General features: G+C 39.8%; 30 protein-coding genes. 13 read left to right on the top strand and 17 right to left on the bottom strand.

What is annotated here, in order from left to right; translation table 11 throughout:
- The first annotated feature begins 114 nt into the window (after nt 1-114).
- Genes PY091_RS04505 through PY091_RS04485 form a run of 5 tightly spaced genes read left to right on the top strand, consistent with a single transcriptional unit; the run spans nt 115 to nt 5,354 of the window.
- Nucleotides 115-1,053 carry an ABC transporter ATP-binding protein gene (locus PY091_RS04505; RefSeq protein ID WP_275648508.1) on the top strand — a complete coding sequence of 313 codons (939 nt, stop codon included), beginning with the start codon at nt 115-117 and terminating at the stop codon, nt 1,051-1,053.
- Complete coding sequence (locus PY091_RS04500; RefSeq protein WP_275648507.1) at nt 1,043-2,383, top strand: ABC transporter permease; 1,341 nt, start codon at nt 1,043-1,045, stop codon at nt 2,381-2,383. Before PY091_RS04505 ends, PY091_RS04500 begins: the two co-directional genes overlap by 11 nt.
- 6 nt (nt 2,384-2,389) lie before the next feature.
- Complete coding sequence (locus PY091_RS04495; RefSeq protein ID WP_275648506.1) at nt 2,390-3,277, top strand: mechanosensitive ion channel family protein; 888 nt, start codon at nt 2,390-2,392, stop codon at nt 3,275-3,277.
- A 6-nt stretch (nt 3,278-3,283) separates the two neighbouring features.
- Nucleotides 3,284-4,180: a DUF6268 family outer membrane beta-barrel protein gene (locus PY091_RS04490; RefSeq protein WP_275648771.1), complete on the top strand. Its 897-nt coding sequence runs from the start codon at nt 3,284-3,286 to the stop codon at nt 4,178-4,180.
- A gap of 10 nt (nt 4,181-4,190) precedes the next feature.
- The gene (locus tag PY091_RS04485; RefSeq protein ID WP_275648505.1) at nt 4,191-5,354 is read left to right on the top strand and encodes a sigma-54-dependent transcriptional regulator; all 1,164 of its coding nucleotides are present in this window, start codon (nt 4,191-4,193) and stop codon (nt 5,352-5,354) included.
- Here the strand turns inward: PY091_RS04485 and PY091_RS04480 are convergent, their stop codons facing one another.
- On the bottom strand, nt 5,355-6,065 hold the full coding sequence (locus tag PY091_RS04480; protein WP_275648504.1) for a hypothetical protein: 711 nt from the start codon (nt 6,063-6,065) through the stop codon (nt 5,355-5,357).
- A 180-nt stretch (nt 6,066-6,245) separates the two neighbouring features.
- Here PY091_RS04480 and PY091_RS04475 point away from each other — a divergent pair, with 180 nt between their 5' ends.
- Complete coding sequence (locus PY091_RS04475; RefSeq protein WP_275648503.1) at nt 6,246-7,130, top strand: PPK2 family polyphosphate kinase; 885 nt, start codon at nt 6,246-6,248, stop codon at nt 7,128-7,130.
- Nucleotides 7,127-8,524, top strand: coding sequence for a M20/M25/M40 family metallo-hydrolase (locus tag PY091_RS04470; protein ID WP_275648502.1), 1,398 nt, complete (start codon nt 7,127-7,129; stop codon nt 8,522-8,524). Before PY091_RS04475 ends, PY091_RS04470 begins: the two co-directional genes overlap by 4 nt.
- A 55-nt stretch (nt 8,525-8,579) precedes the next feature.
- Here PY091_RS04470 and PY091_RS04465 read toward each other — a convergent pair whose 3' ends face one another.
- From PY091_RS04465 to PY091_RS04435, 7 genes are all read right to left on the bottom strand, one after another.
- Nucleotides 8,580-9,143, bottom strand: a complete 564-nt coding sequence (locus PY091_RS04465) for a PepSY domain-containing protein (RefSeq protein WP_417956624.1) — start codon at nt 9,141-9,143, stop codon at nt 8,580-8,582.
- 145 nt (nt 9,144-9,288) lie between these two features.
- Nucleotides 9,289-9,573: a hypothetical protein gene (locus tag PY091_RS04460; RefSeq protein WP_275648501.1), complete on the bottom strand. Its 285-nt coding sequence runs from the start codon at nt 9,571-9,573 to the stop codon at nt 9,289-9,291.
- A gap of 88 nt (nt 9,574-9,661) precedes the next feature.
- Nucleotides 9,662-10,348, bottom strand: coding sequence for a DUF6624 domain-containing protein (locus tag PY091_RS04455; RefSeq protein ID WP_275648500.1), 687 nt, complete (start codon nt 10,346-10,348; stop codon nt 9,662-9,664).
- Between the two features lie 39 nt (nt 10,349-10,387).
- On the bottom strand, nt 10,388-10,906 hold the full coding sequence (locus PY091_RS04450; protein ID WP_275648499.1) for a hypothetical protein: 519 nt from the start codon (nt 10,904-10,906) through the stop codon (nt 10,388-10,390).
- A gap of 132 nt (nt 10,907-11,038) precedes the next feature.
- The gene (locus tag PY091_RS04445; RefSeq protein ID WP_275648498.1) at nt 11,039-11,428 is read right to left on the bottom strand and encodes a hypothetical protein; all 390 of its coding nucleotides are present in this window, start codon (nt 11,426-11,428) and stop codon (nt 11,039-11,041) included.
- A 69-nt stretch (nt 11,429-11,497) separates the two neighbouring features.
- The gene (locus PY091_RS04440) at nt 11,498-12,121 is read right to left on the bottom strand and encodes a CatB-related O-acetyltransferase (protein ID WP_275648497.1); all 624 of its coding nucleotides are present in this window, start codon (nt 12,119-12,121) and stop codon (nt 11,498-11,500) included.
- Between the two features lie 3 nt (nt 12,122-12,124).
- Nucleotides 12,125-12,412, bottom strand: coding sequence for a Rossmann-fold NAD(P)-binding domain-containing protein (locus tag PY091_RS04435; RefSeq protein WP_275648496.1), 288 nt, complete (start codon nt 12,410-12,412; stop codon nt 12,125-12,127).
- A 299-nt stretch (nt 12,413-12,711) separates the two neighbouring features.
- Here PY091_RS04435 and PY091_RS04430 point away from each other — a divergent pair, with 299 nt between their 5' ends.
- Entirely contained in the window at nt 12,712-13,644 is a 933-nt protein-coding gene (locus PY091_RS04430) for a peptidylprolyl isomerase (protein WP_275648495.1), read from the top strand.
- 431 nt (nt 13,645-14,075) lie between these two features.
- Here the strand turns inward: PY091_RS04430 and PY091_RS04425 are convergent, their stop codons facing one another.
- The gene (locus PY091_RS04425) at nt 14,076-14,270 is read right to left on the bottom strand and encodes a cold-shock protein (protein ID WP_275648494.1); all 195 of its coding nucleotides are present in this window, start codon (nt 14,268-14,270) and stop codon (nt 14,076-14,078) included.
- A gap of 82 nt (nt 14,271-14,352) precedes the next feature.
- On the bottom strand, nt 14,353-14,991 hold the full coding sequence (locus tag PY091_RS04420) for a peroxiredoxin (protein ID WP_275648493.1): 639 nt from the start codon (nt 14,989-14,991) through the stop codon (nt 14,353-14,355).
- 147 nt (nt 14,992-15,138) lie between these two features.
- Between PY091_RS04420 and PY091_RS04415 the strand changes: the two genes are divergently transcribed.
- Entirely contained in the window at nt 15,139-15,681 is a 543-nt protein-coding gene (locus PY091_RS04415) for a YfiT family bacillithiol transferase (protein ID WP_275648492.1), read from the top strand.
- Between the two features lies 1 nt (nt 15,682).
- Here PY091_RS04415 and PY091_RS04410 read toward each other — a convergent pair whose 3' ends face one another.
- The 4 genes from PY091_RS04410 to PY091_RS04395 all read right to left on the bottom strand — a co-directional run bounded on the left by PY091_RS04410 (nt 15,683) and on the right by PY091_RS04395 (nt 19,082).
- The gene (locus PY091_RS04410; protein WP_275648491.1) at nt 15,683-16,225 is read right to left on the bottom strand and encodes a GNAT family N-acetyltransferase; all 543 of its coding nucleotides are present in this window, start codon (nt 16,223-16,225) and stop codon (nt 15,683-15,685) included.
- Between the two features lie 4 nt (nt 16,226-16,229).
- Complete coding sequence (locus tag PY091_RS04405; protein ID WP_275648490.1) at nt 16,230-16,790, bottom strand: thioredoxin family protein; 561 nt, start codon at nt 16,788-16,790, stop codon at nt 16,230-16,232.
- Between the two features lie 87 nt (nt 16,791-16,877).
- Nucleotides 16,878-17,252, bottom strand: a complete 375-nt coding sequence (locus tag PY091_RS04400; RefSeq protein WP_275648489.1) for a PUR family DNA/RNA-binding protein — start codon at nt 17,250-17,252, stop codon at nt 16,878-16,880.
- Between the two features lie 75 nt (nt 17,253-17,327).
- Nucleotides 17,328-19,082 (bottom strand): ABC transporter ATP-binding protein, encoded by a 1,755-nt coding sequence (locus PY091_RS04395; protein ID WP_275648488.1) that lies wholly within the window; start codon nt 19,080-19,082, stop codon nt 17,328-17,330.
- Between the two features lie 180 nt (nt 19,083-19,262).
- Here PY091_RS04395 and nusB point away from each other — a divergent pair, with 180 nt between their 5' ends.
- From nusB to PY091_RS04375, 4 genes are all read left to right on the top strand, one after another.
- Nucleotides 19,263-20,210, top strand: a complete 948-nt coding sequence (gene nusB, locus PY091_RS04390; RefSeq protein WP_275648487.1) for a transcription antitermination factor NusB — start codon at nt 19,263-19,265, stop codon at nt 20,208-20,210.
- A gap of 38 nt (nt 20,211-20,248) precedes the next feature.
- Nucleotides 20,249-20,725, top strand: coding sequence for a DUF1573 domain-containing protein (locus PY091_RS04385; RefSeq protein ID WP_275648486.1), 477 nt, complete (start codon nt 20,249-20,251; stop codon nt 20,723-20,725).
- 13 nt (nt 20,726-20,738) lie between these two features.
- Entirely contained in the window at nt 20,739-21,029 is a 291-nt protein-coding gene (yajC, locus tag PY091_RS04380) for a preprotein translocase subunit YajC (protein WP_275648485.1), read from the top strand.
- A gap of 90 nt (nt 21,030-21,119) precedes the next feature.
- Entirely contained in the window at nt 21,120-22,463 is a 1,344-nt protein-coding gene (locus tag PY091_RS04375; RefSeq protein ID WP_275648484.1) for a Gfo/Idh/MocA family protein, read from the top strand.
- A gap of 17 nt (nt 22,464-22,480) precedes the next feature.
- On the opposite strand, the gene PY091_RS04370 is transcribed toward PY091_RS04375, so the two are convergent.
- The 3 genes from PY091_RS04370 to pepT form a co-directional block, all read right to left on the bottom strand.
- Entirely contained in the window at nt 22,481-23,782 is a 1,302-nt protein-coding gene (locus tag PY091_RS04370) for an amidohydrolase family protein (protein WP_275648483.1), read from the bottom strand.
- A gap of 145 nt (nt 23,783-23,927) precedes the next feature.
- On the bottom strand, nt 23,928-24,518 hold the full coding sequence (locus PY091_RS04365) for a YdeI/OmpD-associated family protein (RefSeq protein ID WP_275648482.1): 591 nt from the start codon (nt 24,516-24,518) through the stop codon (nt 23,928-23,930).
- A gap of 2 nt (nt 24,519-24,520) precedes the next feature.
- Complete coding sequence (pepT, locus tag PY091_RS04360; protein ID WP_275648481.1) at nt 24,521-25,750, bottom strand: peptidase T; 1,230 nt, start codon at nt 25,748-25,750, stop codon at nt 24,521-24,523.
- Nucleotides 25,751-25,770: the final 20 nt, after the last annotated feature.

Genomic DNA, 25,770 nt, shown 5'->3' with positions numbered 1-25,770 from the left:
ATTTTCTTTTTCATAGCAATTTTTTTCCCATCCTTGATTTTGTTAAGGGTGGGTTTTTGTTTTTAAGGGAAATCCGGTATCCAGCAAATACATATCTTTGAAAAAACAGTTTACATGGATCATATCCTTGTTGCCAAAAATGTGACCAAAACTTATGGTGACTACACAGCGCTGAGCAACATTTCACTGCAAATCCCCAAGAATTGCATTTACGGACTTTTGGGCCCGAACGGGGCAGGCAAAACATCCTTTATTAGAATCATCAATCAAATTACCCATCAAGATTCAGGTGAGATTTTCTTGAATGGGGAGCCCTTGGCTCCAAAGCATATAGCTTCTATAGGTTATTTACCAGAGGAACGGGGCCTATACAAAAGTATGAAGGTAGGGGAGCAGGCCCTTTATTTGGCGCAGTTGAAGGGGTTGTCCAAGAGTGAGGCCAAGACAAGGCTAAAATATTGGTTCGACCGTTTGGACATTGGTGATTGGTGGGATAAAAAAATCCAGGAACTCTCCAAAGGAATGGCTCAAAAGGTACAGTTTATTGTTACCGTACTGCACGAACCTAAATTGCTGATATTCGATGAGCCTTTTAGTGGTTTTGACCCTATAAATGCCAATATCATCAAAGATGAAATTCTTCAATTAAAGGAAAATGGGACCTCTATAATTTTTTCCACGCACCGTATGGAGTCCGTTGAAGAACTGTGTGAATATATTGCGCTGATCCATAAATCGGAAAAGATTTTGGATGGCAAATTGTCGGACATCAAAAAAGCATACAAGAACAACATTTTTAATGTTGGCCTTCATGTTGATAGGGATGCGGAAGCATTGATGAATGCATTGAAGGATAAATTTAATATCCTTTCTTCTGAAATAGATGCAGAGGACAACCAGTTGAATTTCAGGGTGCAACTACCAACCCATAAAACCGGTGATATTTTAATGGAACTATCCAAAGGAGCCAATATTAACAGATTCGAGGAAACCATACCATCTGCGAACGATATTTTTATTCAAACCGTAAACAAAAAGGACAATGGCAAGTAAACTCGGGTTGATCATAAAAAGGGAGTATTTGGCAAAGGTGAGGAACCGTTCCTTTATTGTAATGACCATATTAAGTCCTTTGTTACTGGTGGGGATGACGGTTTTGATAGCCTATTTGGCGAAGGTCAATGATAATGAGGCCAGAGTAATTACCGTTCTGGATGATAGTGCTTTCTTTTATCAAACACTGAAACCGTCCAAAAATATATCCTATGTACATTTTGAGGATTTGACCTTGGAACAGGCAAAGGACTCCACTACCGCATTGGAATATTATGGGTTACTGTACATTCCAAACGGGGAAACGGTGGAAAAAGTAGCGAACGAAAGTTATCTTTTTACCAAAGAAAATCCCAATACCGCGGTTACCCAAGAGTTGGAGGGTGTTTTTCAAAAGCAACTTAGGCAAGACCGTTTACAGAAGTTAGGGGTTACCTCTGACCAATTTTCCAGTGTAGAAGAACCTTTTGAAATCAACTTGTCCACCTTTAGTGGTGAAAAGAGCATGAAAGGCATCAATGAGATCAAGGCAATTATTGGTGGTGGGTTTGGATACGCGATCATGATGTTCATTATTATATATGGAGGTTTTGTGATGCGCAGCGTTATTGAGGAAAAAACAAGTAGGATCATAGAAGTGATCATATCCTCGGTTAAGCCATTCCAACTGATGCTTGGAAAAATAATTGGTAATTCATTGGCCGGAATAACACAATTTTCCATTTGGATAGTTTCCGCATCTGCACTTTTGTTGGTTGCGGTCATGATTTTTGGCATTGACCTTTCCGCTTTATCGGCGGATGGACAAGTACAAGCTGGCCCAATGACAGGGGTGTCTCAATTTGGGGCCATGGACGGTAAAATGATGATGTATGCCAAGGAGGTCTACGATATTCCTTGGGGACTGCTCATCGTATCGTTCTTTATATATTTTGTATTGGGTTATTTGATCTACAGTTCAATATATGCAGCCATTGGCGCTGCTGTGGACAATGAGACGGATACACAGCAATTTATATTTCCTATTATATTACCTTTAATGTTGGCAATCTATGTTGGGTTCTTTTCCGTTTTTAGTAACCCGCATGGACCCATTGCCGTTGGGTTTTCATTGTTTCCATTGACATCGCCCATTGTTATGTTGATGCGTTTGCCCGGTGGCATTGGCGAAGGAGGAGTGCCCTTATGGCAATTTTTGTTGTCTGTTTTCCTTTTGATCATTACCTTTTTTGGTATAGTATCACTGGCGGCAAAAATATATAGGACAGGTATTTTGATGTACGGAAAAAAGCCGACGTACAAGGAATTGATAAAATGGTTGAGATATTAAAATAGTATGCAAGAAGGTGCAGAAGAATTAAAGGAAATTATAAAAGAAGATGTTTGGGGGTCCATCAAGGATTTTTTGGATATTGGATTCCATATAGGGGAAGGTGAAAAGTCCATCCATTTGACCATAGGGCTATTGTTGTTGTTAACGGTGGCTTTGGTGGCGACAAAGTTTATTTTAAAATGGATACGGCACATTATTACCCGTAAAATGCAGCAGGAAGACAAACAAAAATTTACCAGTGTCTTCAAGTTTCTCAATTATGTGGTCTATTTAATAGCTGTACTGGTTACACTTAGTGCGGCCGGAGTTGATATAACGCTCGTGATCACGGCCTCTGCAGCATTATTTGTAGGTTTGGGTCTTGCCTTGCAGGAGCTGTTCAAAGACATTTTGGGAGGAATATTCATTATAATAGACAAATCCCTGCAAGTCGGAGATGTAGTGGAAGTAGACGGTAAGGTCGGTAAGGTTTTCGAAATCAAACTTAGGACCACAAGGGCCATTACTCGGGACGATAAGGTTTTGATTTTGCCCAATCACAAGTTTATCAGTGATATCGTTTATAATTATACTCAAAATCATAGGACTACACGTGAAAAAGTAACCGTTGGTGTGGCTTATGGTAGCGATGTGGATTTAGTGACCAAAATTCTCGAAGAGGTAGCAGCAACGCAAAAACAAGTGCTTAAAAATCCAAAACCATTTGTCCTTTTTGAAGATTTTGGGGATTCCGCTTTAGTTTTTTCTGTTTACTTTTTTACGAACGACACTTTTAGGGACCCTAGGATCAAAAGTGAAATGAGGTATAAAATAAATACCAAATTCAAGGAAAACAACGTTAGTATTCCGTTTCCACAACGCGACATACACATTATTCAGCCAAAACAATAAAAAGTCATAAAAACCTCGGTTAATCATATTGCAATAAGAAAGTGGTTTACTTTCGTTGTAATACTATGCAGTTATAGTTTATTTGCTCAAAGCACGGATGTTTTTAGGCTGGAGTATCTTAATGTTCCCGAGAACGATACCGGGATAAAGACCCAGCGATACAAAGCATTGATCAATGTGCCCATAAAGCTGAACGAAAAGAAGGATTATCTAATAACCGGATTGGAGTACAACCGTTTTGATATGGGCTACTCTGCCGACCTTCCTTACGATAAAAAGGAGATGATCCGTTTCCATATTTTTGATTTTAACCTTGGGTTTCTTACCAAGTGGAACGAAAACTGGAACTTTGTCACCATATTAACTCCAAGAGTGGCGTCCAACTTATTGGACGGAGTTATTGGGGATGATTTTTTCATGAATGCCTCAGCGGCTTTTTGGAAGGAAAAACCCAAGGCGGACAAGCCATACAGAATTGTATTGGGGCTTACCTATAATAGTACCACAGGTATTCCGGTGCCACTTCCGTTGATACACTATTACAGAAGGTTTGATCCAAACTGGTCTTTTGTGATCGGAGTGCCCAAATCCAATTTAAAATACCACATGGGGAATAAGCACAGTTTGGAGTTGGCATTGTTCTTGGATGGTTATTTTATGAACCTGCAAAACGATGTTGTTTTGGACAATGGTATGGTTGCCTCTCGAATTTCCCTCAATTCACTGGTAGGAACATTGGGTTATCAATATAACGTGACCAATAATATTGCCTTCTTTGCCATCGCTGGAAGCACTTTGGTTCAGGAAGGTAAATTAAGGAATAGTGATAGAGGTGAAGTCTATTTGTTCAATAACGAAGCAAATTTTTATATTAGGACAGGCATCAAGATTGGAATATTTTAAATAAAAGCATATGGCAAAGATTTTGGTAATTGAGGACGAATCCGCAATTAGGAGAGTACTGGTAAAAATACTGGCAGAAGAAAACGACAGTTATAACGTTGTTGAGGCCGAAGACGGCCTTGCCGGCATAGACATTATCAAAAAAGAAGATTTCGACCTCGTGCTTTGTGATATAAAAATGCCAAAAATGGATGGTGTGGAAGTCTTGGAGGCCGCCAAGAAGATTAAACCTGAGATCCCGTTCATCATGATTTCCGGTCATGGAGATTTGGATACGGCTGTCAATACCATGAGATTGGGAGCTTACGATTATATTTCCAAACCACCAGATCTAAATAGATTGTTGACCACTGTTCGTAATGCCTTGGATAGAAAGGAATTAGCGGTAGAAAATAAGGTGCTAAAGAAAAAGATTTCCAAGAACTATGAAATGATCGGGGAGAGCAAGGAAATTGGTGCCATTAAGGAGATGATAGAGAAAGTAGCCCCTACCGATGCCAGAGTGCTGATTACTGGGTCCAATGGAACAGGAAAGGAATTGGTGGCACATTGGGTACACGAAAAAAGTCCTCGATCATCCTCACCTTTTATAGAAGTCAATTGTGCCGCAATTCCATCCGAATTGATCGAGAGCGAATTGTTCGGCCACGTCAAAGGTGCATTTACCTCTGCGGTAAAGGATCGTGCTGGAAAGTTCGAAGCTGCCAATAAGGGTACCATCTTTTTGGATGAAATAGGCGATATGAGCCTTTCTGCCCAAGCCAAAGTACTGAGGGCCTTACAGGAGAATAAAATTAGCCGGGTAGGTTCCGATAAGGATATAAAAGTAGATGTACGGGTGCTTGCTGCAACCAATAAGGATTTAAAAAAGGAAATCGAAGATGGCAAATTCAGGGAGGATTTGTACCATCGTTTGGCCGTAATATTGATCAAAGTACCAGCTCTTAACGATAGAAGGGATGACATTCCAATGTTGATAGAGCATTTCGCGAAAAAAATAGCTGCCGAACAGGGAATTGCACAAAAGAGTTTCTCGAAAAAGGCAATTGAACTTTTAAAAAGTTATGACTGGACAGGAAATGTCCGAGAGCTTCGAAATGTGGTGGAGCGATTGATTATCTTAGGCGGAAAGGAAGTTTCCGAAGAAGATGTGAAACTGTTCGCCAGCAAATAATCAATTACAATCCCCTAGTTTTTCCAGAGCCTCTTCTGCCAAGGTTTTAACCCTTTGGTGGTATTCTTTTTTATGTTGGGATAGATTGCTGTTCAGTAAGGTCAAACGTGCTTCCTCATAAATATTGCTGATAAACCTATTGGCATCTTTGCAATCCACATCCGAGACCACTTTGTCCAAAGAAGATTCAAAGCTCAATAAACATTGGTGCACTTGTTTTTTTACCGCTGCTCCTTGCGTCAATAACGTGCCGCTCTGAAAGTCCAAAACATCTTTGGTGTTCATAACCAGTACGTTACTGCCGTAACTACTAGAGGTTTGATGCTCAAATTCTTCAAGCACGTTCATGCCTATAATGGTGTTTTCCAGAGCTTTGTGCAAGGCGGTTTTAGACTGTCGCAATCCATCGGCTCTTGTTGCCGTTTTTAAATGGTCGAGTGTGGTCTCCAAACTCTCAATGGCTCCCTCACAGCCACAATCCAAAAAGTTGCCTTTTGTTTTTTCAATACCGTTCAAAGCCTTGTATGCATGGTATTTGGCCATGTTCAAATCCTTGGCGGTAACAGCCTGTTGGATTTTACTTTTAATATATTCCAGATTGGTGCTAGCATATTGGCAAGCATTTGCAGGGAGAGTGGAAAAAGACATTAGCCAATGGCTTACAAAGCCTATAGCTAAGACTATCAGTAGGATAACCTTTCTGTTTTTCATAACGCTTTTAGATTTGGGACTTTGCGTAACTGATTTTCATAAAATTACACTATCAAGGTTGTTGGGGACAAATAGATCGATTAAAGAACAATCTTACACCATAAGCGGTAAAATCATCGACGAACTGCACATTTTAAATCGGTGTTGAAGTAGTGTTCAAAAAGAATTATATTCATTCCCATGAAAGAAATCAATACGGAAAGCTATAAGGTCAACAATTCGGTAAAACTATCGGACAAGGCTACCTATGAGGATTTTGGGGCAACCCAGAAAGAACTTAAAAAAGAATTGAAACGTGTACGCAAGAATTTGGGCGAATTCCAGGATACCTTGTATGCGCACGGAAAGTATGGAGTACTCGTTTGTCTTCAGGGTATGGATACTGCGGGCAAGGATAGTTTAATCCGTGAAGTTTTCAAGGATTTTAATGTGAGGGGAGTGGTTGTGCATAGTTTTAAGGTGCCATCTACATTGGAAAAAAAGCACGACTATTTATGGCGTCACTATATCGCATTGCCCGAGAGAGGGAAATTTTCAGTTTTCAACCGTACCCACTATGAAAATGTTTTGGTCACCAAAGTACATCCGGAATATATTATGGCAGAAAACCTGCCCAATGTGAATTCTGTTGATGACATAACGGAGGATTTTTGGAAAAAGAGATATCAGCAAATCAATGAATTTGAGGAGCATGTAGCCCAAAATGGAACCATTATTTTTAAGTTCTTCCTTCATCTGTCCAAAGAAGAGCAGCGAAACCGTTTGTTGAGAAGAATACACTTAAAACAAAAGAACTGGAAATTCTCACCCGGAGATTTGGAGGAGCGAAAATTGTGGGATCAATATGAAGCTTGTTATGAAGAGGCACTCAACAAAACATCCAAGGAGCATGCACCTTGGTTTGTTATTCCCGCGGACAATAAAAAAGCTGCAAGGGTAATAGTGGCATCTATAATGATGGAAGCGTTAAAAAAGTATAAAGATATAGAGGAACCGGAGCTGGACGATGAAATAAAAGCTAATTTAGAATCCTTTAAACAAGAACTGGAAAAAGAAACCACATGAGAACAGTCCTGATTTTGGCCTTTTTGTTGGTCAGCACCCCATTTTTTTCTCAGACCGAGGACGAAAAACAGATCAAAGCAATTTATGATAAAGCCCTGACCAATGGCAAGGCCTATGATTGGCTAAATTATCTTTCCAATCAAATTGGAGGGCGTCTTTCAGGTTCCGTCCAAGCTCAACAAGCTGTGGACTATACAAAAGCACAACTCGATTCCTTGGGGTTGGACAAAGTATGGTTACAGCCTGTAATGGTGCCCAAATGGGTGAGGGGCGTACCTGAATTTGCTTATTTTGAGACCAAACCGGGATTAACCACCAATGTGCCCATTTGTGCACTTGGAGGTTCCGTTTCAACTCCTTCGGGCGGCCTTAAGGCCAGTGTTGTTGAAGTCAGCGGTATTGAAGATTTGGAAAAATTGGGCAGGGAAAATATTGAAGGAAAGATAGTTTTCTATAATCGTCCAATGGATCCTACATTGATCAATACATTTTCCGCTTATTCAGGTTGTGTGGACCAACGCTATTCCGGTGCTGCCGAAGCAGGTAAGTACGGAGCTCTTGGGGTAATCGTGCGTTCCATGAACCTGAGGTTGGACGATTATCCACATACAGGGTCTATGGGATATGGAGACACTCCGGTAAGCAATCGTATACCTGCAGCTGCCATTAGTACCAATGGTGCGGAATTGTTAAGTGCAACGCTAAAGCTTAATCCAGATGCCAAGTTCTACTTTAAACAGAACTGTAAACAGTTGGAAGATGTAGAGTCATACAATGTAATCGGAGAAATTACGGGCAGTGAATTTCCAAATGAAATTATGGTCGTAGGCGGACATTTAGATTCATGGGATTTGGGCGATGGTTCCCACGATGATGGTGCGGGCTGCGTGCAAAGTATGGATGTATTGAGGCTTTTAAAAGAGACCGGATATAAACCGAAAAGAACCTTGCGTGTAGTCTTGTTTATGAACGAGGAAAACGGAATGCGCGGAGGCAATAAGTACGCTGAGGTAGCTCGAAATAAAAAGGAACAGCACGTATTTGCCCTAGAGAGTGATTCTGGTGGATTTACCCCTAGAGGTTTTTCCATTGACGCCTCCGAAGAAAATATAGCACAAATTCAGGGTTGGCGTGAGTTGTTCGAACCATATTTGATCCACATGTTTTACAAGGGTGGAAGCGGTGCCGATATAGGTCCGTTAAAGGAAGAAGGAATGGTATTGGCAGGATTGCGTCCTGATACACAACGGTATTTTGACCATCACCATGCCGAGAACGATACTTTTGAGCATGTGAATAAACGTGAACTTGAATTGGGAGCTGCCACCATGGCCAGTTTGGTGTATTTAATCGATAAATACGGAACCATCCCATCCAAAAAAATCAAAGGATAAAAAATTAAATTTTAAAGGCCGTCCAATCTATAGGGTTGGGCGGTTTTTTTTGTACCTACTCTTTACTGGCCTTTCTCATCCTTTTTGGACCGTACCATAGCCAAAACCCAGTAATTGTGAAGATCAATAGCGATACCCCCATAACACTGGAATATACTAGCTTAACATAGCCATCGGTTCCCAAAAAATCATCCACTATAGAACCATCGTGAATATTTTCCAAAAAATCCGACCTGCGTTTTCCTATGGAAAGTACTTCTCCGGTAGCTCCATCCAGTTGGATTTCGTAATAGGAATCAACAAAGACAAATTTAACGGAGCCTTTTTCCTTTCTCATGTCAATTCGGTCTATTTCTGCCGATAGGTCAGCTGAAACGTCATTGTGTAAGGTGTTGCAAGCGATAGTATGCAGACTATCCACGGGCAACCACTTTTTAAGGTCGGTTGTGGTGCCTTTTTGTGTTTTGGGAATAATGTATCCGTTGGAATTCTTTTTCCAGCCTAAAAGAAGTCCGGAAACCGATATAAAAAAGAAAAATATAAATAATAATGCTCCTGTAGTTCGGTGTACTTTTCTAAAAATGCGTAATACTTTGGCTTGCTTCTTCCTTTTGCCCATTCGTGCCAGTTAAAAGTCCTAAAGATCAGCAAATTTTGTGGAACGGGAATATGCAGAAATGCCCTATTTTAAGTAGCGGCCGACTATTTAACAAAAATTTTAGAATGTTAGATAGCTAATATGTTTTGCACTTTGTCTTACTCCATTAGCTTCCTGCTAGTGGAGAACCAAAAACACCTACTGCCAGTTCGGCCCATATAAGTAGAAAAAATAAGACGATGGTTGCAACTGCCATGATTCTTTTGGTGCCTGTAATCTTTTTAAGGGCAAGGTCTATGGTAAAGCCCAAAACCGTTAACAATCCCCCTGCCACTATAAAGTCGAAAAGTGACCATTGTACTTCGGATGAGAATTGCATGGCAATAAAGGGTATGGCAAGTAGAGCCAAAACGGAGGATAGAATTACAATCTGTCTTTTTTGAATGGTCATGAAAAACGTATTAGGTCAACTAAATTAACTTTTAAAGTACTGTACTAAAAATATTTAAGTAAAAAATTAACGGATTAAACCACAATTCTTATTGATCATCAATCTCGTATAATTTTGGGCCTTTGATTCCTTTGTCCAAAAATATTTTTTTATTGATTTCAAAGTGCATTTTAGACATTCTATTTAAATATTCCTCCAAAGGAGGAAGTCCAATTTCGCTTCTTCTTTGATTCACGTTTGCACTGTCCTTGAGATTTTTAGGGAAAGCTTGGCAAACATCGAATCTGTAATCTACTTGGGTTCCATATACTTGAGGTAGTCCTGTATTTAAGTTGACCCTATCTACCAACAGTCCATAGTTGCTCGGTGACGCATTATTATGGTCTACGGCAATTTTCATTTGTTGTAATACTTTCTTCTGAAAATCTGGTGCATGGTCCGAGTGCTGAACCATTAGCCAGAAATTATTGGAACCATTTTCTCCTGCAAGATCAAACCCTACAAAACCATGCTTATCAAAGATTTGGGTCAATCGTTTTTGATGGGTCGTAAATACGCTGTCCTTGAATGATTTCCACTCTTCTTGGGACATTTCAGTGTATTTTCCTTGGGGAATATATGCTGCAATTTGGTCAACCTCGGCCATGCGTTCTAGTTCGTCTGCCAAGCTTTGGTCAAAAACAACTTTTTCTTCTTTTTCTATTTCTGCGGAGCTTTTTCCTTTACAACTAGCTATCAGAAGACAAAAGAACAACGCGTAATAATGTATTTTCATTTTGATTTTGATTGGTAATTTGATTAAAACCCTAAAAAGTTACCTGGAATCACTAAGGAACCAAGATTGATTTGGAAAATCTGAACGGCCTTTGGTGAGGGGTGGTCTTCCTTTTAGGTGATTGTCGATGATATAATATTCATATGCTGAAATTCTTTGAGCTTCTTTCTCCCTCTCTATAAGATTCCGTACTTGTGTCCGATATTTTTCTGGGGCATGTCGAAATATTAAAGCCGTGGTAAACTTTCCCTTGCAATCCAGGCTATTTTTGGTTACCCAGCCATGCTCTAGTACAATTTCTATGAGTTTCTTGGTGTTTGCGGCATCGATGCGTTTCTGTTTTTTGGCATAGGATTTATGCTCTGCCATTTTAGGTGTAAGGTGTCGGGACAGTAGTTTAAAGGCCAAATGCTTCAGCTTGCCTTGTTCTAGTTCGGGTAGAAGTTCAAAAGTTTGCTTGGTGTATCCTTTGGCCTTAATCAAAGAATCCAGAACCGATGGATATACTTCTAAAGGTTTTTGACTGGGACCTCTATACTTTTGGTCGGAGATTGCCATTGCTTGAAGTTTTTCACAGAGCGAAGTAGTGCCAGAATTGTTTTCAAGATGCAGATTTGCCGTTTGAAGTAGTATGAAGGATATGAGAAAAAAGTGGACTCGCACTGATTAGAATATTGGGGTTTTTGATTTTCAATGCCAGGTCACATTCAATTTTTGTAGCTCGGCATCCAAATCTGTAAGAGAGTCTGAATCAACTATCTTGGTATTTATAACCAATTCATTTTTGTCCGTTTTCAAAATGTAATCGCCTGCAAACTTGCGAATCCTATCTATATCACTGAGATTCATTTTTTTCCCAAATGGCCTGTTCACTTTAATTGTTGTCTCTGTAATGGTCAGGTATTTATAGTGTCTCTGATAAAAATACCAGCCGAAATAAACGAGGGAAAATAGGCCTAAACCATAATCGGACCAATTGATTTCTTCCGATGTAAAGTAGGTAACCATAAACCAAACAAGCCACATTAGGCCCAAAGCTAGATTGATGTTCAAATATCTATTTCTGTATTTGATTTTCATTGTTAATGGTTAAAGGTTAACGACACTTAAAAATAGTAATATTTTTTAAAATCATTGAGGTTCTTTATGTTAAGACAAGAGTCCTTCGATTTTGTTATCGGTGAGATGTTGAACATTGGCCGTTATTTTCTCAATATCCCAATTCCACCATTCCAACTCTAAAAGCTTTGCAATGGTTTCCTCGGAAAAGCGCTTTTTGATTTCCTTGGCCGGGTTACCTCCTACAATGGAATAGGGTTCTACATCTTTTACCACAGTGGAGTTTGTGGCGATTATTGCACCGTCACCAATAGTAACACCGGCCATTATGGTGGCGTTGTATCCTATCCAAACATCATTTCCTATGTTAATGTCACCTTTTTGCGGATAGGTTTTTCCTTCCATGGCCTTTTCCCATCCGTTGCCAAATATGGAGAAAGGATAGGTGGATAGGCTTTCGGTAAGATGATTGGCCCCGTTCATAATAAACTTAACATCTGAAGCAATCATACAAAACTTACCTATAATGAGTTTGTCGCCAATAAAGTCAAAATGATACTTGACGTTTTTTTCAAAGTTTTCCACGTTTTCAAAATCATCATAATAGGTGTAGTCGCCAACAATGATATTTGGATTGGTAATGATGTTTTTAAGAAAACAAAGTCTGTTGTAATGTGCCAAAGGGAACTTTTGGTCTTTATCCGGTCCGGTCATTTGCTATTCGTTTGTTGATTTTGAATCCTGATTCTTTATATGAGAGGATAGATTTCTTTCCTTTATGAGTTGGTCCAGCTTTTCCCTGGTCTTTTTGTTTTTGCCAGCTATTGGAATATAGATCAGCGGGAGAAAGGTAAGTAGGTCAAATCCATTTTTAACAGTGCTATAAATTGCAATCCCTATCAATAATCCAACAACCAAGGCGTCGTATGTTTTATAGGATTTATGCTTGTTGGCTTTTAGAAGTAATTCCTGATCGGTTAATTCGGTAAGTGGTTTTTCTTCCATATTAAAATATAAGAGGTTGGCTTGTATATGACGTAAACCCATGTAATCTGTTACAAGTTACAATACCGGGAAACATTATGCATAGTCCTATTTTCATGCAGCGATACTTTTTAATCTTAAACCCTTTATTTGATCAAGTAACAGAACAGCTAGGCCGATCATGCTAATTACAAGACATAAAGGATAAAAGGTGAAAAACGCTAAGACAGTGGCAAGGTAATTTTGTATAAAGCCCTATCTTTGCAACCTTGGAAAAATCCAAGGATTTAGTATTCTAATAATCTATTAATCAACATACAATGCAAGACGGAATTTACGCAAAGTTCAATACTTCCAAAGGCGAAATATTGGTAAAGCTTACCCATGATAAAACACCGGGAACGGTAGGTAATTTTGTTGCACTGGCCGAAGGTAACATGGAAAACAGTGTAAAACCACAGGGTAAACCTTATTATGATGGATTAAAATTCCATAGGGTTATCGCAGATTTTATGATTCAGGGAGGATGCCCGACAGGAACGGGTACCGGTGACCCAGGTTATAAATTTGATGATGAATTCCATCCAGAGCTACAACATGATGGGCCAGGAGTATTGTCCATGGCCAACGCTGGACCGGGAACCAATGGGAGCCAGTTTTTTATCACACATGTTGCTACTCCTTGGTTGGATAACAAACACACTGTTTTTGGTAAAGTTGAAGAAGGACAGGATGTTGTTGATGCCATTGCTCAAGGTGACGCTATAGAAAGTCTGGAAATTGTACGTGTTGGAGAGGAAGCCAAAAAATGGAACGCTATCGAGGCCTTTAGAACTTTTGAGGGCGCAAGGGAAAAGCGTATTGCCGAGCAGAAAGCACAAGCGGAGGCCGAATTGGAGAAATTGGCTGCAGGTTTTGATAAAACCGATAGCGGATTGAGATATAAAATAATTCAAAACGGTAGTGGAGCCAAGGCAGAGAAAGGTAAAACAGTATCTGTGCATTATGAAGGAGCTTTGGCCAATGGACAGGTTTTCGATTCATCTTATAAGAGAAGACAGCCTATCGATTTTGCTTTGGGTGTTGGACAGGTCATCCCAGGTTGGGACGAAGGTATTGCTCTTTTAAAAGTAGGGGACAAGGCACGATTTGTGATTCCTTCGCACTTGGCATACGGAAGCACTGGGGCAGGGGGCGTAATACCTCCAAATGCAACTTTGGTATTTGATGTGGAATTAATGAACGTGAAATAGTCAATTCACGATCGATATTTGATAAAAGCTTCCAGAAATGGGAGCTTTTTTATTTGGATCTGTTAACGCTCAAGAAAAGCAAACATAGGTTAAGCGCAAGCAACAAAATCAAAACGCTGAAAAAAGTGGACATAATGGTGTGTGTTTATTACGTAACAATTCAACGTTAAAAAACCCTACCTATTGTGTAGAGGCCATTCTGGGCTTATTTTTTGGAACCGTTCACACTCCAAACCAGCAAAAGGGCGTTCACAATCAAAAGGAACGATAAAACTCCGAAAAAGGTGTTCATTTATATAGGTTTAATGGTTGTAGGGGGAACTGCGTTTATTTAATAGATAAAAGAAAATGGATTGGTTGCGTGATAAAGCAAAAAAAAATGGCCCGGACAATTTTGTCCGGGCCATGGTATAAACAAGTATGGTGTTTACTTAATCTATAACTTGTACGTTAACGGCGTTTAAACCTTTCTTACCTTGTTGTAGTTCGAATTCTACAACGTCACCTTCTCTAATTTCATCGATTAAACCCGAAATGTGTACGAAGTGATCTGTGTTTGAACCATCTTCAGTAATGAATCCATAACCTTTAGAATCATTGAAGAATTTTACTGTTCCTTTACTCATAATATAAATTGAAAAAAATTAATTGACCACAAAGGTACGTTTAATTTATTGGGAACAGGGTTAATTCTGCATAAATAAATTATTAAGAGGTCGGATCAGGGGTTAAACGTAGATATGGTTTTATTTCTTCCACACCTTTTGTGAAGATTCCCTTGGCCTCTTCCGTAGGTATGGAAGGGCTCACAACTACTTTCTCTCCATTCTTCCAATTGGCAGGCGTAGCCACTTTATGGTTGGCTGTCAGTTGTAAAGAATCGATAACTCTTAATAGCTCGTAAAAATTACGGCCGGTGGAAGCAGGATAGGTCAAAGTAAGTTTAATCTTTTTGTCAGGATCAATAATAAAAACCGAACGAACCGTAAGGGTGCTGTCCGCATTTGGGTGAATCATGTCGTAAAGGTCGGATACCTTACGTTCCACATCTGCGATAATGGGAAAGTTAACTTCGGTATGTTGTGTTTCGTTAATATCCTTGATCCACTCCAAGTGAGATGCGGCACCATCAACACTCAAGGCGATCATCTTTACATTTCTTTTTTCAAATTCATCCTTGAACTTGGCGGCAGTCCCCAATTCTGTGGTACAAACGGGAGTAAAATCCGCAGGGTGAGAAAATAAGATACCCCAACTGTCTCCTAGGTATTCATAAAAATTTAAAGTTCCTTCAGAAGTAACTGCAGTAAAATCCGGTGCAGTGTCCCCCAATCTTAAAGTTGCCATATATTTTGATTTATAGTTTTGAAAATTAATACTCTACAAAATTACTAGATTATTTTGTTGATGCGTTTATTATCAGTTAAAAAACTATTAAAAATAGACCATATTCTTATCAGCTGCATTCTCATGTAAAGTTGTTACTTTTAGTATATGGAAAAAGAAACCTTGGAGCAACTGCAGTACCCTATTGGCAGGTTCGAGACTCCCAGTAACATAGTAGAGGCGGATATTGATAAATGGATCAGTGTTTTGGATACATTGCCACAAAGATTGACTGCTCTGGTGACACCGTTGTCTGAAGAACAGTTGGAAACCCCTTATCGTCCTGGCGGCTGGACCGTTCGACAATTAGTGCACCATATTTCCGATAGTCACCATAATAGTTACATCCGGTTTAAATGGGCATTAACGGAAGATGCCCCTGTAATAAAGGCCTATGATGAAAAGTCTTGGGCGGAATTGTTCGACTCCAAGACTGCACACATTCAAATGTCTTTGGACCATTTAAGTGCCATTCATGCCAAATTGGTCTACTTGATCAAAGGACTTTCTACGGAAGATTTGGAACGTAGTTTTATCCATCCTGATGGAAACCAGAAAACAAGCTTAAAAGAAAATATTGGTCGTTACGCATGGCACAGTGACCACCATTATGCGCATATTCATAATTTGTTGAAGCGCAAAGGGTGGTGATCTAAAGGTTTTTGGTCAATATCCACATGGCTTTTTCGGAAGGTTTTACATGGGGCAGTACCACTTCGCTCTCCCTTTTGATTTGGTAACCGTTTTTTTGATAAAAAAGAATTGGATTTCCCTTTTGCATGGAATCCAACCAAACTGTTTTTTTGTTCAGTTGCCTGGCCATGTCTTCAATTACTTGTAGTACCTGTTTGCCGATACCTTTTCCAGCATGTTCTTTGAGCAAGTATATTTTCTCAGCTTTTAGGGCAGCCAAGTCACTTATTTCGTCAATGCCACAATTTTTTACAAGTTTTAGAATACCAACGGTTACCTGATTGAGGTCTATTAAAAAATTAAGGGCGTTTTCGTCCTTAAGTTCCCGCTCAACCACTTCTTTGGTCAAACCATGGGATATGTATGGGGTAGGGTCCTCGTTCTCCCAAAGGTGCAGATAATGCTCACAATACGATTTTACACCTACCGTCACATAAGTTTCCAGGTTCTGTTGGGTAACCGGCACCAAGGTTATTTTAGTGTCAAGGATGATGGGGTCCATTAAATCAGGGGATTATCCATTTAATATTACAGCCTAAGCTCGGTTTTTGTTCTGGGTCCACCTCATTTCTATTGAGAAGGGCTTCCATGGCATTTTTAAGGTCGGTTCCTGTCAATGGTACATCATTTCCAGGTCTGGAATCGTCCAATTGACCTCGATAGACCAACTTTAGACCTGCATCAAAAAGATAAAAGTCGGGAGTGCAGGCAGCGTCATATTCTTTGGCGACTGTTTGTGTTTCATCATACAAATAGGGGAAGGTGTAACCTTCTTCTTTGGCCTTTTCCTTCATTAAATCAGGTCCGTCCTGAGGGTAGTTTTCCACATCGTTGCTGGATATGGCTATAAATTTGATTCCTCTGACTTGGTATTCTTTGGCCAATTCCACGATTTGAGGATTTACATGGATCACAAAAGGACAATGGTTACAGATAAACATAATCACAGTGCCTTTTTCTCCCTTTAAATCGTTTAGGGATACTCTTGCCTCAGAAACGGTGTCCAAAAGTTCAAACGGTGGAGCTTTGGTTCCCAAGGGCAGCATATTACTAGGTGTTCGGGCCATGGTTCTTAAAAATTTAAAAGCATATGGTAAAAATAAAAAACGACCTGCAAAAATACAGGTCGTTTAACTTTTAAAGGATTGGATTTTTTAAATATCGTCGAAGCTCACATCGGTAAAATTGTTCCCGCTAGCGGAACCATTCTCACTAAAGCTGTCTTCTTCCTTTTTAAAATCTTTTTGGTGGCGTTCGGAAATAACTTCGCTTCCTTTTTCATCAATAATGTAGTCCATCATTTCTTCCATAATCTCACGGAAAGCGCTAAAATCTTCTTTGTACAAATAAATTTTGTGCTTTTTGTAGTGGAAAGAACCATCATCGTGGGTAAACTTTTTACTTTCGGTGATAGTTAGGTAGTAGTCTCCGGCCTTGGTACTTCTTACATCAAAAAAGTAGGTTCTTCTTCCTGCTCTTAAGACTTTCGAATAAATCTCTTCCTGATCCATTGTATCTTTCTGGCCCATATGGTATAGTGTATTTAGTACTATGTTGAATTATGTCACCAAAAATGTAAAAAAAAAGCTAATTCAGCAACTTTTTTATGATTCTTTGCCCGATAGCTGATTGATGTATAGATCTTTGTAATAGCCATCCATGTTGTTCAGTTCTTCATGGGTGCCTTCTTGAATAATCTTGCCATCTTCCAATACAATGATCTTGTCGGCATTTTTGGCGGAGGATACCCTGTGGCTGACAATAAGTGTGGTCTTGCTTTCGGATACCCGCTTTAAATTATTTAGGATTTCTTCCTCGGTCTCGGTGTCCACTGCGGACAAACAATCATCAAAAAGATAGATTTTCGGGTCCTTTAACAATGCACGGGCAATGGATACCCGCTGTTTTTGTCCACCACTGAGAGTGATTCCTCTCTCTCCTAATACCGTATCGTATTTTTTGGCAAAACCTTCAATGTTTTTGTGCACAACTGCTTTTTTGGCGACTTCCACTATTTCTTCATGTGTGGCATTTTCGTTTCCAAAGCGGATGTTGTTCTCAATGGTGTCTGAAAATAGGAAGGCATCCTGTGGTACGGCACCGATGGAACTTCGCAAACTGTCCAAGTTTAAATTTTGAACGGCAACGCCATCCACCAGAACTTCTCCGGAAGTGGTATCGTATAATCTTGCCACCAAATCCAATATGGTTGATTTTCCAGCTCCTGTTTTACCTAAAATGGCGACGGTTTGACCTGCTTTAACAGAAAAGGAAACATCTTTTAATGCGGTAATATTGGTATCCTCGTAGGTGAAGGTCACATTTTTGAACTCAATGTCCCCTTTTATGGGAGTCGGTTCCACAATTTTGTTTTGAATGGATGGTTCTTGGTTTAAGAACTCATTGATACGCTTTTGTGAGGCTTCGGCCCGTTGAACTATAGAGGTTAACCACCCGACAATGGCAACCGGCCAAGTGAGCATGTTTACATAAAGTATAAACTCGGCGATTATTCCAATAGTTTCTATTTCACCATTAATATATTGTTGGCCCCCAATATAAATAACGAACAAATTACTTACACCGATCAACAAGATCATCAAGGGAAAAAACCAAGCGTTAACCTTGGCCAAGGCCATACTAGTGTCTTTGCCCTCTTGCGCCAGATCTCTTAATTCGCTATTGATCCTTGGCTCAATGCTGTATGCCTTTATAACCGAGATTCCCGAAAAGGATTCTTGGGTAAAGGTGGAAAGCGTGGATAAAAACTCCTGAACCTTGGTACTTCTCCTATGTATTATTTTACTGATCTGATAAATCAAAACCGATAAAATAGGCAAGGGTAGCAGGGTATAGGCTGCCAGGGTAGGGGCTTTGATAAACATTAGGGGGATAAGGCAAACAAAAAGCGTTAAGGTTTGTATGCCGTACATAATAGCTGGCCCACCGTACAATCTAACTTGATTGATATCCTCACTGATTCGGTTCATAAGATCACCGATCCTATTTTTTTTGTAAAAATTAAGGCTGAGCAATTGATAATGGTCAAACACCTCATTTTTTAAATCATATTCGATGTAACGGGACACGTTGATGATCGTTTGGCGCATTAAAAAGGTAAAAAGACCGGAAAGGATGGCAGCCCCAACAATGATCAAAATATATTGTAACAATAACCCCTTTGCATCAGAAAGTGTGATCGCATCCGACATAAAATCTTCAACTGCCTGAATAGATTTGTTCACATAAGAAGGCATCACCAAGGAAAAAACACGAGCAATTATGGTAATCAAAATACCCAAAAGCAGTTTTAGCCAATATTTTTTGAAATATTTATTGAGGTGTTTAAGTTCCTTCATAAAAGGGAAAGGCGGTTTTTGTTGTGTCGATTTTGGCGGATAATCCCGCAAATATATGCCATACCGCACAAAGTAAATGTTATAAAACTGATAAGAAACCAACTTTGGTAGGTAAGAATCAAATATAAGATTACTTTTGCGGTGTGAAAGCCAAATAATGACTTTAAAAGTTCTTTAAACATGTTAACCAGAAGGCACATTCGAGTAAAAGTGATGCAATGTATTTATGCATTGGTGCAGTCCAAGGACGATTCTCTTCAGAAACAGGAAAAGTTCTTGCGCGTGAGTATAGAAAACATGTATGTTCTATACCTTTTAATTTTAAGCCTCTTGGCCGAACTTCATCGATTGGCCGAAAAACATGTGAGCCACGCCTCCAAAAAATATGTGGCAACCGAAGAGGACAATTATCCCAATCCAAAAAAGTTCGTAAACAATCGTTTGTTAATGCAATTGGTGAACAACGAAGCATTAAAGGCGGAACTTTCCAATAGAAAGTTGAACAACTGGTATTTGAACGATGAGTACGTGAAAATCATTTACAAAGAAGTTGTTTCCAGCGATATTTATAAAGAATACATGTCCGGCGGGGAAGACGATTACACAAATGATCGCGAGGTGGTACTTCAATTGTTCAAGGAAATTATTGCCCCGAACGAAAAGATCTACGATTACTTCGAGGACGATAAATTGACTTGGGTAGATGATTTCCCTATTGTGAATACCTTTTTGGTAAAACGGCTTAAAAAAGCCAAACCAGATTCTGAGGACCGATTTTTCTTGCCTGCCTTGCTCAAGGATCAGCAGGATATGGACTTTGCCAACGAACTATTGACCAAAACCTTGCTCAACGATGCCAAATGGGAGAAGGAAATCGAGGGCAAAACACCAAATTGGGACAATGACCGTATTGCGGAAATAGATTCCATTATTTTAAAAATGGCAATTTGTGAGCTGCTCAATTTTCCATCCATTCCGGAAAAAGTTACGTTGAACGAGTATCTGGAAATTGCAAAGGAATACTCTACACCTAAAAGTAGCATCTTTATAAATGGGGTGTTGGACAAGCTGGCAAAGGAGTATAAATCAGATGGTAGGCTCCAAAAAATAGGCCGAGGTCTACAATAAACAATAATTCCTTAATTTTGGGAAAACAAATTTTAATCATGAAAAGAATAACAACAATTTTTAGTTTGATCATGGTGGTTGCCCTAACCAGCGTATCATGTAAAGACAAAGCATCTAACAAAATAGTTGCTGACAATGTTGAAAGTGCTGTAAGCAGAGACGAAGCGGACAAATTGGTTCCTGTAATGACGTTCGAAAAAACCGAGCATGATTTTGGTACCATTCAAAGAGGAACTCCACAAGAAACCGTATTTACCTTCACAAACACAGGTAATGCTCCTCTGATCATTACAAATGCAAAGAGTAGCTGTGGATGTACAGTGCCTAACCCACCAAAAGATCCTATTGCCCCAGGAGAGACTGGTGAGTTGTTGGTGAAGTTCAACGGGTCAGGTCAAAATCAAGTAACAAAAACCATTACTGTTAGTGCAAACACTGCAAAAGGTTCGGAAATAGTTAGAATCAAAGCATTTGTACAAGCGCCTGGAGCAGTACCAGCAGGTCCTGTTAAATAATTAAACATCCTAAATGGAAAACATTCAATCACTTTTACCTCTGGTCTTGATTTTTGCCGTGGCGTATTTTTTTATGATTCGCCCACAAATCAAACGTCAGAAGGATGAGAAAAAATTCGCTTCGGAATTAAAAAAGGGTGATAAAATCATCACCAAAAGTGGACTGCACGGTAAAATCGTGGAATTGAACGACAAGGATTTCTCCTGTGTTATCGAAACCATGGCAGGCCGTTTAAAGTTCGACCGCTCCGCCATATCTATGGAAATGAGCCAAAAGTTGAACGCTCCCGCTGAAAAGAAGTAAGCGAAACAACATTCCAAAATTCTAAACGTCCCTTGAAGATAGATTTTTCAAGGGACGTTTTTTTGTATCTTATTCCAAATTTGAAAAAATATGGGATCAAGAAGACAATTTGTAAAACGTAGTGGATTGTGTGTTGCGGGATTGGGTGCATCCATGGTGTTTCCGACCGAATTATTGGCATCCGTTCGTAAAAACATAAGTCCCAACGATAAAATACAAGTAGGTCTTATTGGTTGCAATGGTATGGGTTTCTCCAATTTAAGTTCCATGTTGCAGAACAGTGAGGTGGATGTGGTCGCCCTATGCGATGTTGATGAAAATGTACTGCGCGAGAAAACAGCAGAGCTTGAAAAAGGCGGTGTTGAAAAACCCAAATGGTACAAGGATTATAGACAACTGCTGGAAGATAAAGATATTGATATTGTAATTATTGGTACGCCAGATCATTGGCATTGTCTTCAACTCACCGATGCCATAGATGCCGGAAAAGATGTGTATTGTGAAAAGCCCATTGCAAACTGCATAGCAGAAAGTGATGCTATGTTGGCCAAGGTGAATGCGAGTGACAGAATGGTGCAGATTGGCCAATGGCAACGCAGTGAGCCCCATTTTGTAGATGCCATAAATTATGTGCACTCGGGTAAATTAGGGCAGATACGTTTGGTTAAGGCGTGGGCCTATCAGGGTTGGATGCAATCCATCCCCGTATTACCGAACAGCCCGGTTCCAAAAGGGGTTGATTATGATATGTGGCTGGGTCCGGCCCAAAAACGCCCTTTCAATAAAAATAGGTTCCACTTTAATTTTAGATGGTATTGGGACTATGCCGGAGGTTTAATGACAGATTGGGGCGTACATTTAATTGACTATGCCCTCTACGGAATGAAAGCCGCTACTCCCAAATCCATCATGGCGATGGGTGGAAAATTTGCTTATCCGGATGATGCGGCCGAAACCCCTGACACATTGCAAACTGTATACGACTTTGGAGATTTTTCATTGCTATGGGAGCATGCCACGGGTATTGATGGTGGCAACTATGGCCGTAATCATGGAATTGCGTTTATCGGTAACAATGGAACTTTGGTGCTCGACCGTGGTGGCTGGGAGGTGATTCCAGAGCATGATCGTCCGCACTGGAGCCAGGACCTGGGACCTAAAATTGATGCTGTTCCATTACAGGAAGGTATTGGTCAAGGCTTGGGACTGCATACCAAGAATTTTTTGGAGGCCGTTAAAACAAGGGACAGATCTATACTCAAAGCTCCGATAAAAGTAGGTTATGATACCGCTGTAGTAAGCCATTTGGGCAATATTGCCTTCAAAACAGGGGAGCGTTTGTTCTGGGATGCGGAAAACAAAAATTTCAACAATGCCAAAGCAGATGCTTTGTTGATGAACGAATACCACAATGGTTGGGAGTTTCCCAAGTAGGATAGTGTGATAGAATCTTATTTGGTTGCATCCAAATAAACTGCGCCATCTTTCATAATAAAAACTACATTGTCGATGGTGTTGACAAAGTCCTTGTTTATATCTCCTTCTACCGCAATAATGTCCGCATAGGCTTTAGGAGCAATTACTCCAATTCGATTTTCTTTATTGAATTGCTTTGCTGAAAGGTATGTGCTTGCCTGTAAGATATCCAATGGTTTCATGCCTGCTTCAAAATAATATCGAAACATATCCTTTGAGGATTGCCCTCTGGATGTATTGATATTTGTATAATTATCAGATCCGGCTACTATTTGCACCCCTTTTTTTATTGCTCTTTTGAGTCGATCGTTCATTCTTGCGATATAGTCATCCACCCAGTCCAATTCGTCCGGTTGATATCCGGCAAGTTTGGTATATACATCCATATATGATCTACTGTTTTCGGTTGGAACCAGATATATTTGTTTCTCGGCCATTTTTGTTAACGTGCTATCGGCCAAGTTAAAACCATGTTCTATTCCATCTACGCCAGCTTCAACTGCATTCCAAGCAGATTGGTTTGTAATGCAATGTGCGGTTACGGTTAAATTGTGGTCATGAGCAGTTTGTACAATTGATTTCATTTCATCAACACTCAAAAACGTTTTATTGGGAATATTATCGGCACAGACCTTAATTAGGTCAACGTTTTGGTTGACATGTTCTCGTACGGCATTTTTACCGTCCTCAGGACTTTTTATTATTCTATATTCCAAATTAATGATTTGCTGATGTTCGGGCAGAACATCATAAATTTGGCCTCCTTGTGCAGCTAATATAGGCCCCGAAGCAAAAATTCTCGGTCCTTCAGTGGTTCCTTCATTTATGGCATTTTTAAGAGCAACATCAAGAAAACGGCCGGAATTACCTAGGTCCTTTATCGATGTGATTCCATTGTACAAATAACTTTTTGCCCTTTTTGCTCCACGTAGCGTCCGTAGTCCATCATGTTCCATCGTCAATGATGTTATACTGTGCTCCGCAAAATCTTTGTTTGCATCTTGAGAAAAGAGTACGTGTGTATGGGCGTCTATCAATCCTGGAAGAACAGTGTGATTTGACAGGTCCAACACTTCTGCACCTTTCGGCAAAGATTCAACTTCATCAATGGAGACAATCCTTGTTCCTTTGATCTGGATTAATTTATTTTTAAGAAGGACGTTGTTTTTACTGTCATAAAGTGTCCCTGCTTTTATATATTTAATCCCTTCTTGCCCTATTCCTTTGGCTTGTGATATTAGAACAATCAGGATGAAGATTAAAATGTTTTTGTGCATCTTTTACTAGTTTAAAATCTAGTTAAAAGTAGGAAGAGAAAACGAAATAACTTTTGGCACTGTTTAAAACAATGGTCTTTTCATATTCAGAAAAGCCTCAGAGCATATAATATTTAGATAGCGGCATAATTGTGGACTTCCAGTGTTACCGATACCCATCGTTCAAACCAACTCCATTTTTTATCATTGGCAGAATTTTTTCCAGCCTGCGCAGTTTGGTCTTCTCTTGTTTGGCCTCGGCAATATATTCGCAGAACTCTTTTTGTTTGTAGGGGGATAGCTTTTTAAAATTGGTCTTTACATCTGGATTTTTTTCCAATTCATGATGTAGCAAATCGGGAATGGTCAACTTTTTGGATTTCTCCGGCCGGATTTCCAACCCTTTTGTCTGATTCTCGATGGCCTCGTTCATGTAGTCCAAAACGGCCAAATCGTCCACCTGATTTACTGAAGTAAACTTCCAATGTCGCATTCCTTTGGTTTTGCCTTCCTGGGCATTTTCCAGCACCTGTTTAGTATCTGTTAAAAACACGCCATTAAAAAACCAAATCCCAAAATGAGTTTTGAACTTACATATCCCGAAAACATTTTTGCCATTAACCGTGTATACGGGAATACTCCATTTAAAGGTTTCCTCGGCTCCCGTTTTTAGCGCTAGCCGGCGTAATTGGGCAATACCACCCCTAAAGGGGTGATCCTGATTGTAATAGGTTTCGAGCTGTTTGGTCTTGTCCAATGCTATTTTATTTGACTGGCAGTTAATTCACAGATTTTTACAATAACCATAACGGCCTTCTCCATACTTTCCACGGGAACATACTCGTATTTGCCATGAAAATTGTGTCCGCCAGCAAAAATATTGGGGCAGGGCAGTCCCATAAAACTTAACTGTGACCCATCCGTACCCCCTCTAATAGGTTTAATTATGGGCTCGATTTGAAGGGATTTCATGGCTTCTTCGGCGATTTCCACAATATGGTACATGGGTTCTACCTTTTCTCGCATGTTTTTATATTGGTCCTCAATGGTCAGATCGACAAACTCTCCATGTTTTTTATTGAGTTTTTTCTTGATATCGTGCAGTAGATCTTTTCTGGCCTGAAAATGTACCGCATCATGGTCCCGTATGATAAGGTCTATCTCGGCCCTCTCAATTTCTCCCTTGATCTTGTGCACATGAAAAAAACCTTCCCTTCCCGATGTGTGTTCGGGAACTTCACTTGGTGGTAAATGCGTTAAAAAATCGTTGGCAATACCAATGGCGTTTACCATCTTGTTTTTGGCGTATCCGGGATGCACACTTTTTCCGGTTATGGTAATGTTTGCTTTTGCCGCATTAAAGTTTTCATATTCCAATTCACCTACTTGACTGCCATCCATAGTGTAGGCCCACTCAGCACCGAATTTTTGCACATCGAATTTATGGGCGCCTCGACCAATTTCTTCATCCGGTGTAAATGCTATCCTAATTTTCCCATGTTTTATTTCTGGGTGATTGATAAGGTACTCCATGGCCGTGATGATTTCTGCAATGCCCGCCTTGTCATCTGCGCCGAGCAAAGTTGTCCCATCGGTAGTAATCAGGGTCTGACCTTCATATTCCTTTAAATCTTCAAAGTAATCGGGGGAGAGTACAATGTTCTTCAATTTGTTCAGAACAATGTCCTTGCCATCATAATTTTCAATAATTTGAGGCTTTACATTTCTTCCAGAGAAATCAGGGGAAGTATCAAAATGGGAAACAAAGCCTATGGTAGGGACCTCTTTGTCCATATTACTGGGCAAAGTGGCCATAATGTATGCATTCTCATCTATGGATACCTCCTGCATGCCAATCTGATGCAATTCCATTACCAACTTTTTGGCAAGGTCCCATTGCTTTTCTGTACTTGGTGTAGTCTTGGAGTACGGATCACTTTGAGTATCGGTGGTGACATATTCCAAAAATCGGGGCAGTAATTTTTCCATGTGGGTCTTTTTACCAAAAA

The sequence above is a fragment of the Flagellimonas okinawensis genome (genome assembly GCF_029194005.1).
GTDB lineage: Bacteria > Bacteroidota > Bacteroidia > Flavobacteriales > Flavobacteriaceae > Flagellimonas > Flagellimonas okinawensis.
This window is presented reverse-complemented; position numbering and strand designations above follow the sequence as displayed.

What these genes read in the sequence shown, in the direction of transcription:
- PY091_RS04385 (WP_275648486.1), top strand. Translation starts at nt 20,249, where the DNA reads ATGAAAAGAATAACAACAATTTTTAGTTTGATCATGGTGGTTGCCCTA.
- PY091_RS04435 (WP_275648496.1), bottom strand. Translation starts at nt 12,412, where the DNA reads ATGGAAGAAAAACCACTTACCGAATTAACCGATCAGGAATTACTTCTA.
- PY091_RS04415 (WP_275648492.1), top strand. Translation starts at nt 15,139, where the DNA reads ATGGAAAAAGAAACCTTGGAGCAACTGCAGTACCCTATTGGCAGGTTC.
- PY091_RS04440 (WP_275648497.1), bottom strand. Translation starts at nt 12,121, where the DNA reads ATGACCGGACCGGATAAAGACCAAAAGTTCCCTTTGGCACATTACAAC.
- PY091_RS04395 (WP_275648488.1), bottom strand. Translation starts at nt 19,082, where the DNA reads ATGAAGGAACTTAAACACCTCAATAAATATTTCAAAAAATATTGGCTA.
- PY091_RS04450 (WP_275648499.1), bottom strand. Translation starts at nt 10,906, where the DNA reads ATGGCAATCTCCGACCAAAAGTATAGAGGTCCCAGTCAAAAACCTTTA.
- yajC (WP_275648485.1), top strand. Translation starts at nt 20,739, where the DNA reads ATGGAAAACATTCAATCACTTTTACCTCTGGTCTTGATTTTTGCCGTG.
- PY091_RS04505 (WP_275648508.1), top strand. Translation starts at nt 115, where the DNA reads ATGGATCATATCCTTGTTGCCAAAAATGTGACCAAAACTTATGGTGAC.
- PY091_RS04470 (WP_275648502.1), top strand. Translation starts at nt 7,127, where the DNA reads ATGAGAACAGTCCTGATTTTGGCCTTTTTGTTGGTCAGCACCCCATTT.
- PY091_RS04445 (WP_275648498.1), bottom strand. Translation starts at nt 11,428, where the DNA reads ATGAAAATCAAATACAGAAATAGATATTTGAACATCAATCTAGCTTTG.
- pepT (WP_275648481.1), bottom strand. Translation starts at nt 25,750, where the DNA reads ATGGAAAAATTACTGCCCCGATTTTTGGAATATGTCACCACCGATACT.
- PY091_RS04460 (WP_275648501.1), bottom strand. Translation starts at nt 9,573, where the DNA reads ATGACCATTCAAAAAAGACAGATTGTAATTCTATCCTCCGTTTTGGCT.
- PY091_RS04375 (WP_275648484.1), top strand. Translation starts at nt 21,120, where the DNA reads ATGGGATCAAGAAGACAATTTGTAAAACGTAGTGGATTGTGTGTTGCG.
- PY091_RS04405 (WP_275648490.1), bottom strand. Translation starts at nt 16,790, where the DNA reads ATGGCCCGAACACCTAGTAATATGCTGCCCTTGGGAACCAAAGCTCCA.
- PY091_RS04420 (WP_275648493.1), bottom strand. Translation starts at nt 14,991, where the DNA reads ATGGCAACTTTAAGATTGGGGGACACTGCACCGGATTTTACTGCAGTT.
- nusB (WP_275648487.1), top strand. Translation starts at nt 19,263, where the DNA reads ATGTTAACCAGAAGGCACATTCGAGTAAAAGTGATGCAATGTATTTAT.
- PY091_RS04430 (WP_275648495.1), top strand. Translation starts at nt 12,712, where the DNA reads ATGCAAGACGGAATTTACGCAAAGTTCAATACTTCCAAAGGCGAAATA.
- PY091_RS04400 (WP_275648489.1), bottom strand. Translation starts at nt 17,252, where the DNA reads ATGGGCCAGAAAGATACAATGGATCAGGAAGAGATTTATTCGAAAGTC.
- PY091_RS04410 (WP_275648491.1), bottom strand. Translation starts at nt 16,225, where the DNA reads ATGGACCCCATCATCCTTGACACTAAAATAACCTTGGTGCCGGTTACC.
- PY091_RS04480 (WP_275648504.1), bottom strand. Translation starts at nt 6,065, where the DNA reads ATGAAAAACAGAAAGGTTATCCTACTGATAGTCTTAGCTATAGGCTTT.
- PY091_RS04370 (WP_275648483.1), bottom strand. Translation starts at nt 23,782, where the DNA reads ATGCACAAAAACATTTTAATCTTCATCCTGATTGTTCTAATATCACAA.
- PY091_RS04485 (WP_275648505.1), top strand. Translation starts at nt 4,191, where the DNA reads ATGGCAAAGATTTTGGTAATTGAGGACGAATCCGCAATTAGGAGAGTA.
- PY091_RS04495 (WP_275648506.1), top strand. Translation starts at nt 2,390, where the DNA reads ATGCAAGAAGGTGCAGAAGAATTAAAGGAAATTATAAAAGAAGATGTT.
- PY091_RS04465 (WP_417956624.1), bottom strand. Translation starts at nt 9,143, where the DNA reads ATGGGCAAAAGGAAGAAGCAAGCCAAAGTATTACGCATTTTTAGAAAA.
- PY091_RS04475 (WP_275648503.1), top strand. Translation starts at nt 6,246, where the DNA reads ATGAAAGAAATCAATACGGAAAGCTATAAGGTCAACAATTCGGTAAAA.
- PY091_RS04455 (WP_275648500.1), bottom strand. Translation starts at nt 10,348, where the DNA reads ATGAAAATACATTATTACGCGTTGTTCTTTTGTCTTCTGATAGCTAGT.
- PY091_RS04500 (WP_275648507.1), top strand. Translation starts at nt 1,043, where the DNA reads ATGGCAAGTAAACTCGGGTTGATCATAAAAAGGGAGTATTTGGCAAAG.
- PY091_RS04425 (WP_275648494.1), bottom strand. Translation starts at nt 14,270, where the DNA reads ATGAGTAAAGGAACAGTAAAATTCTTCAATGATTCTAAAGGTTATGGA.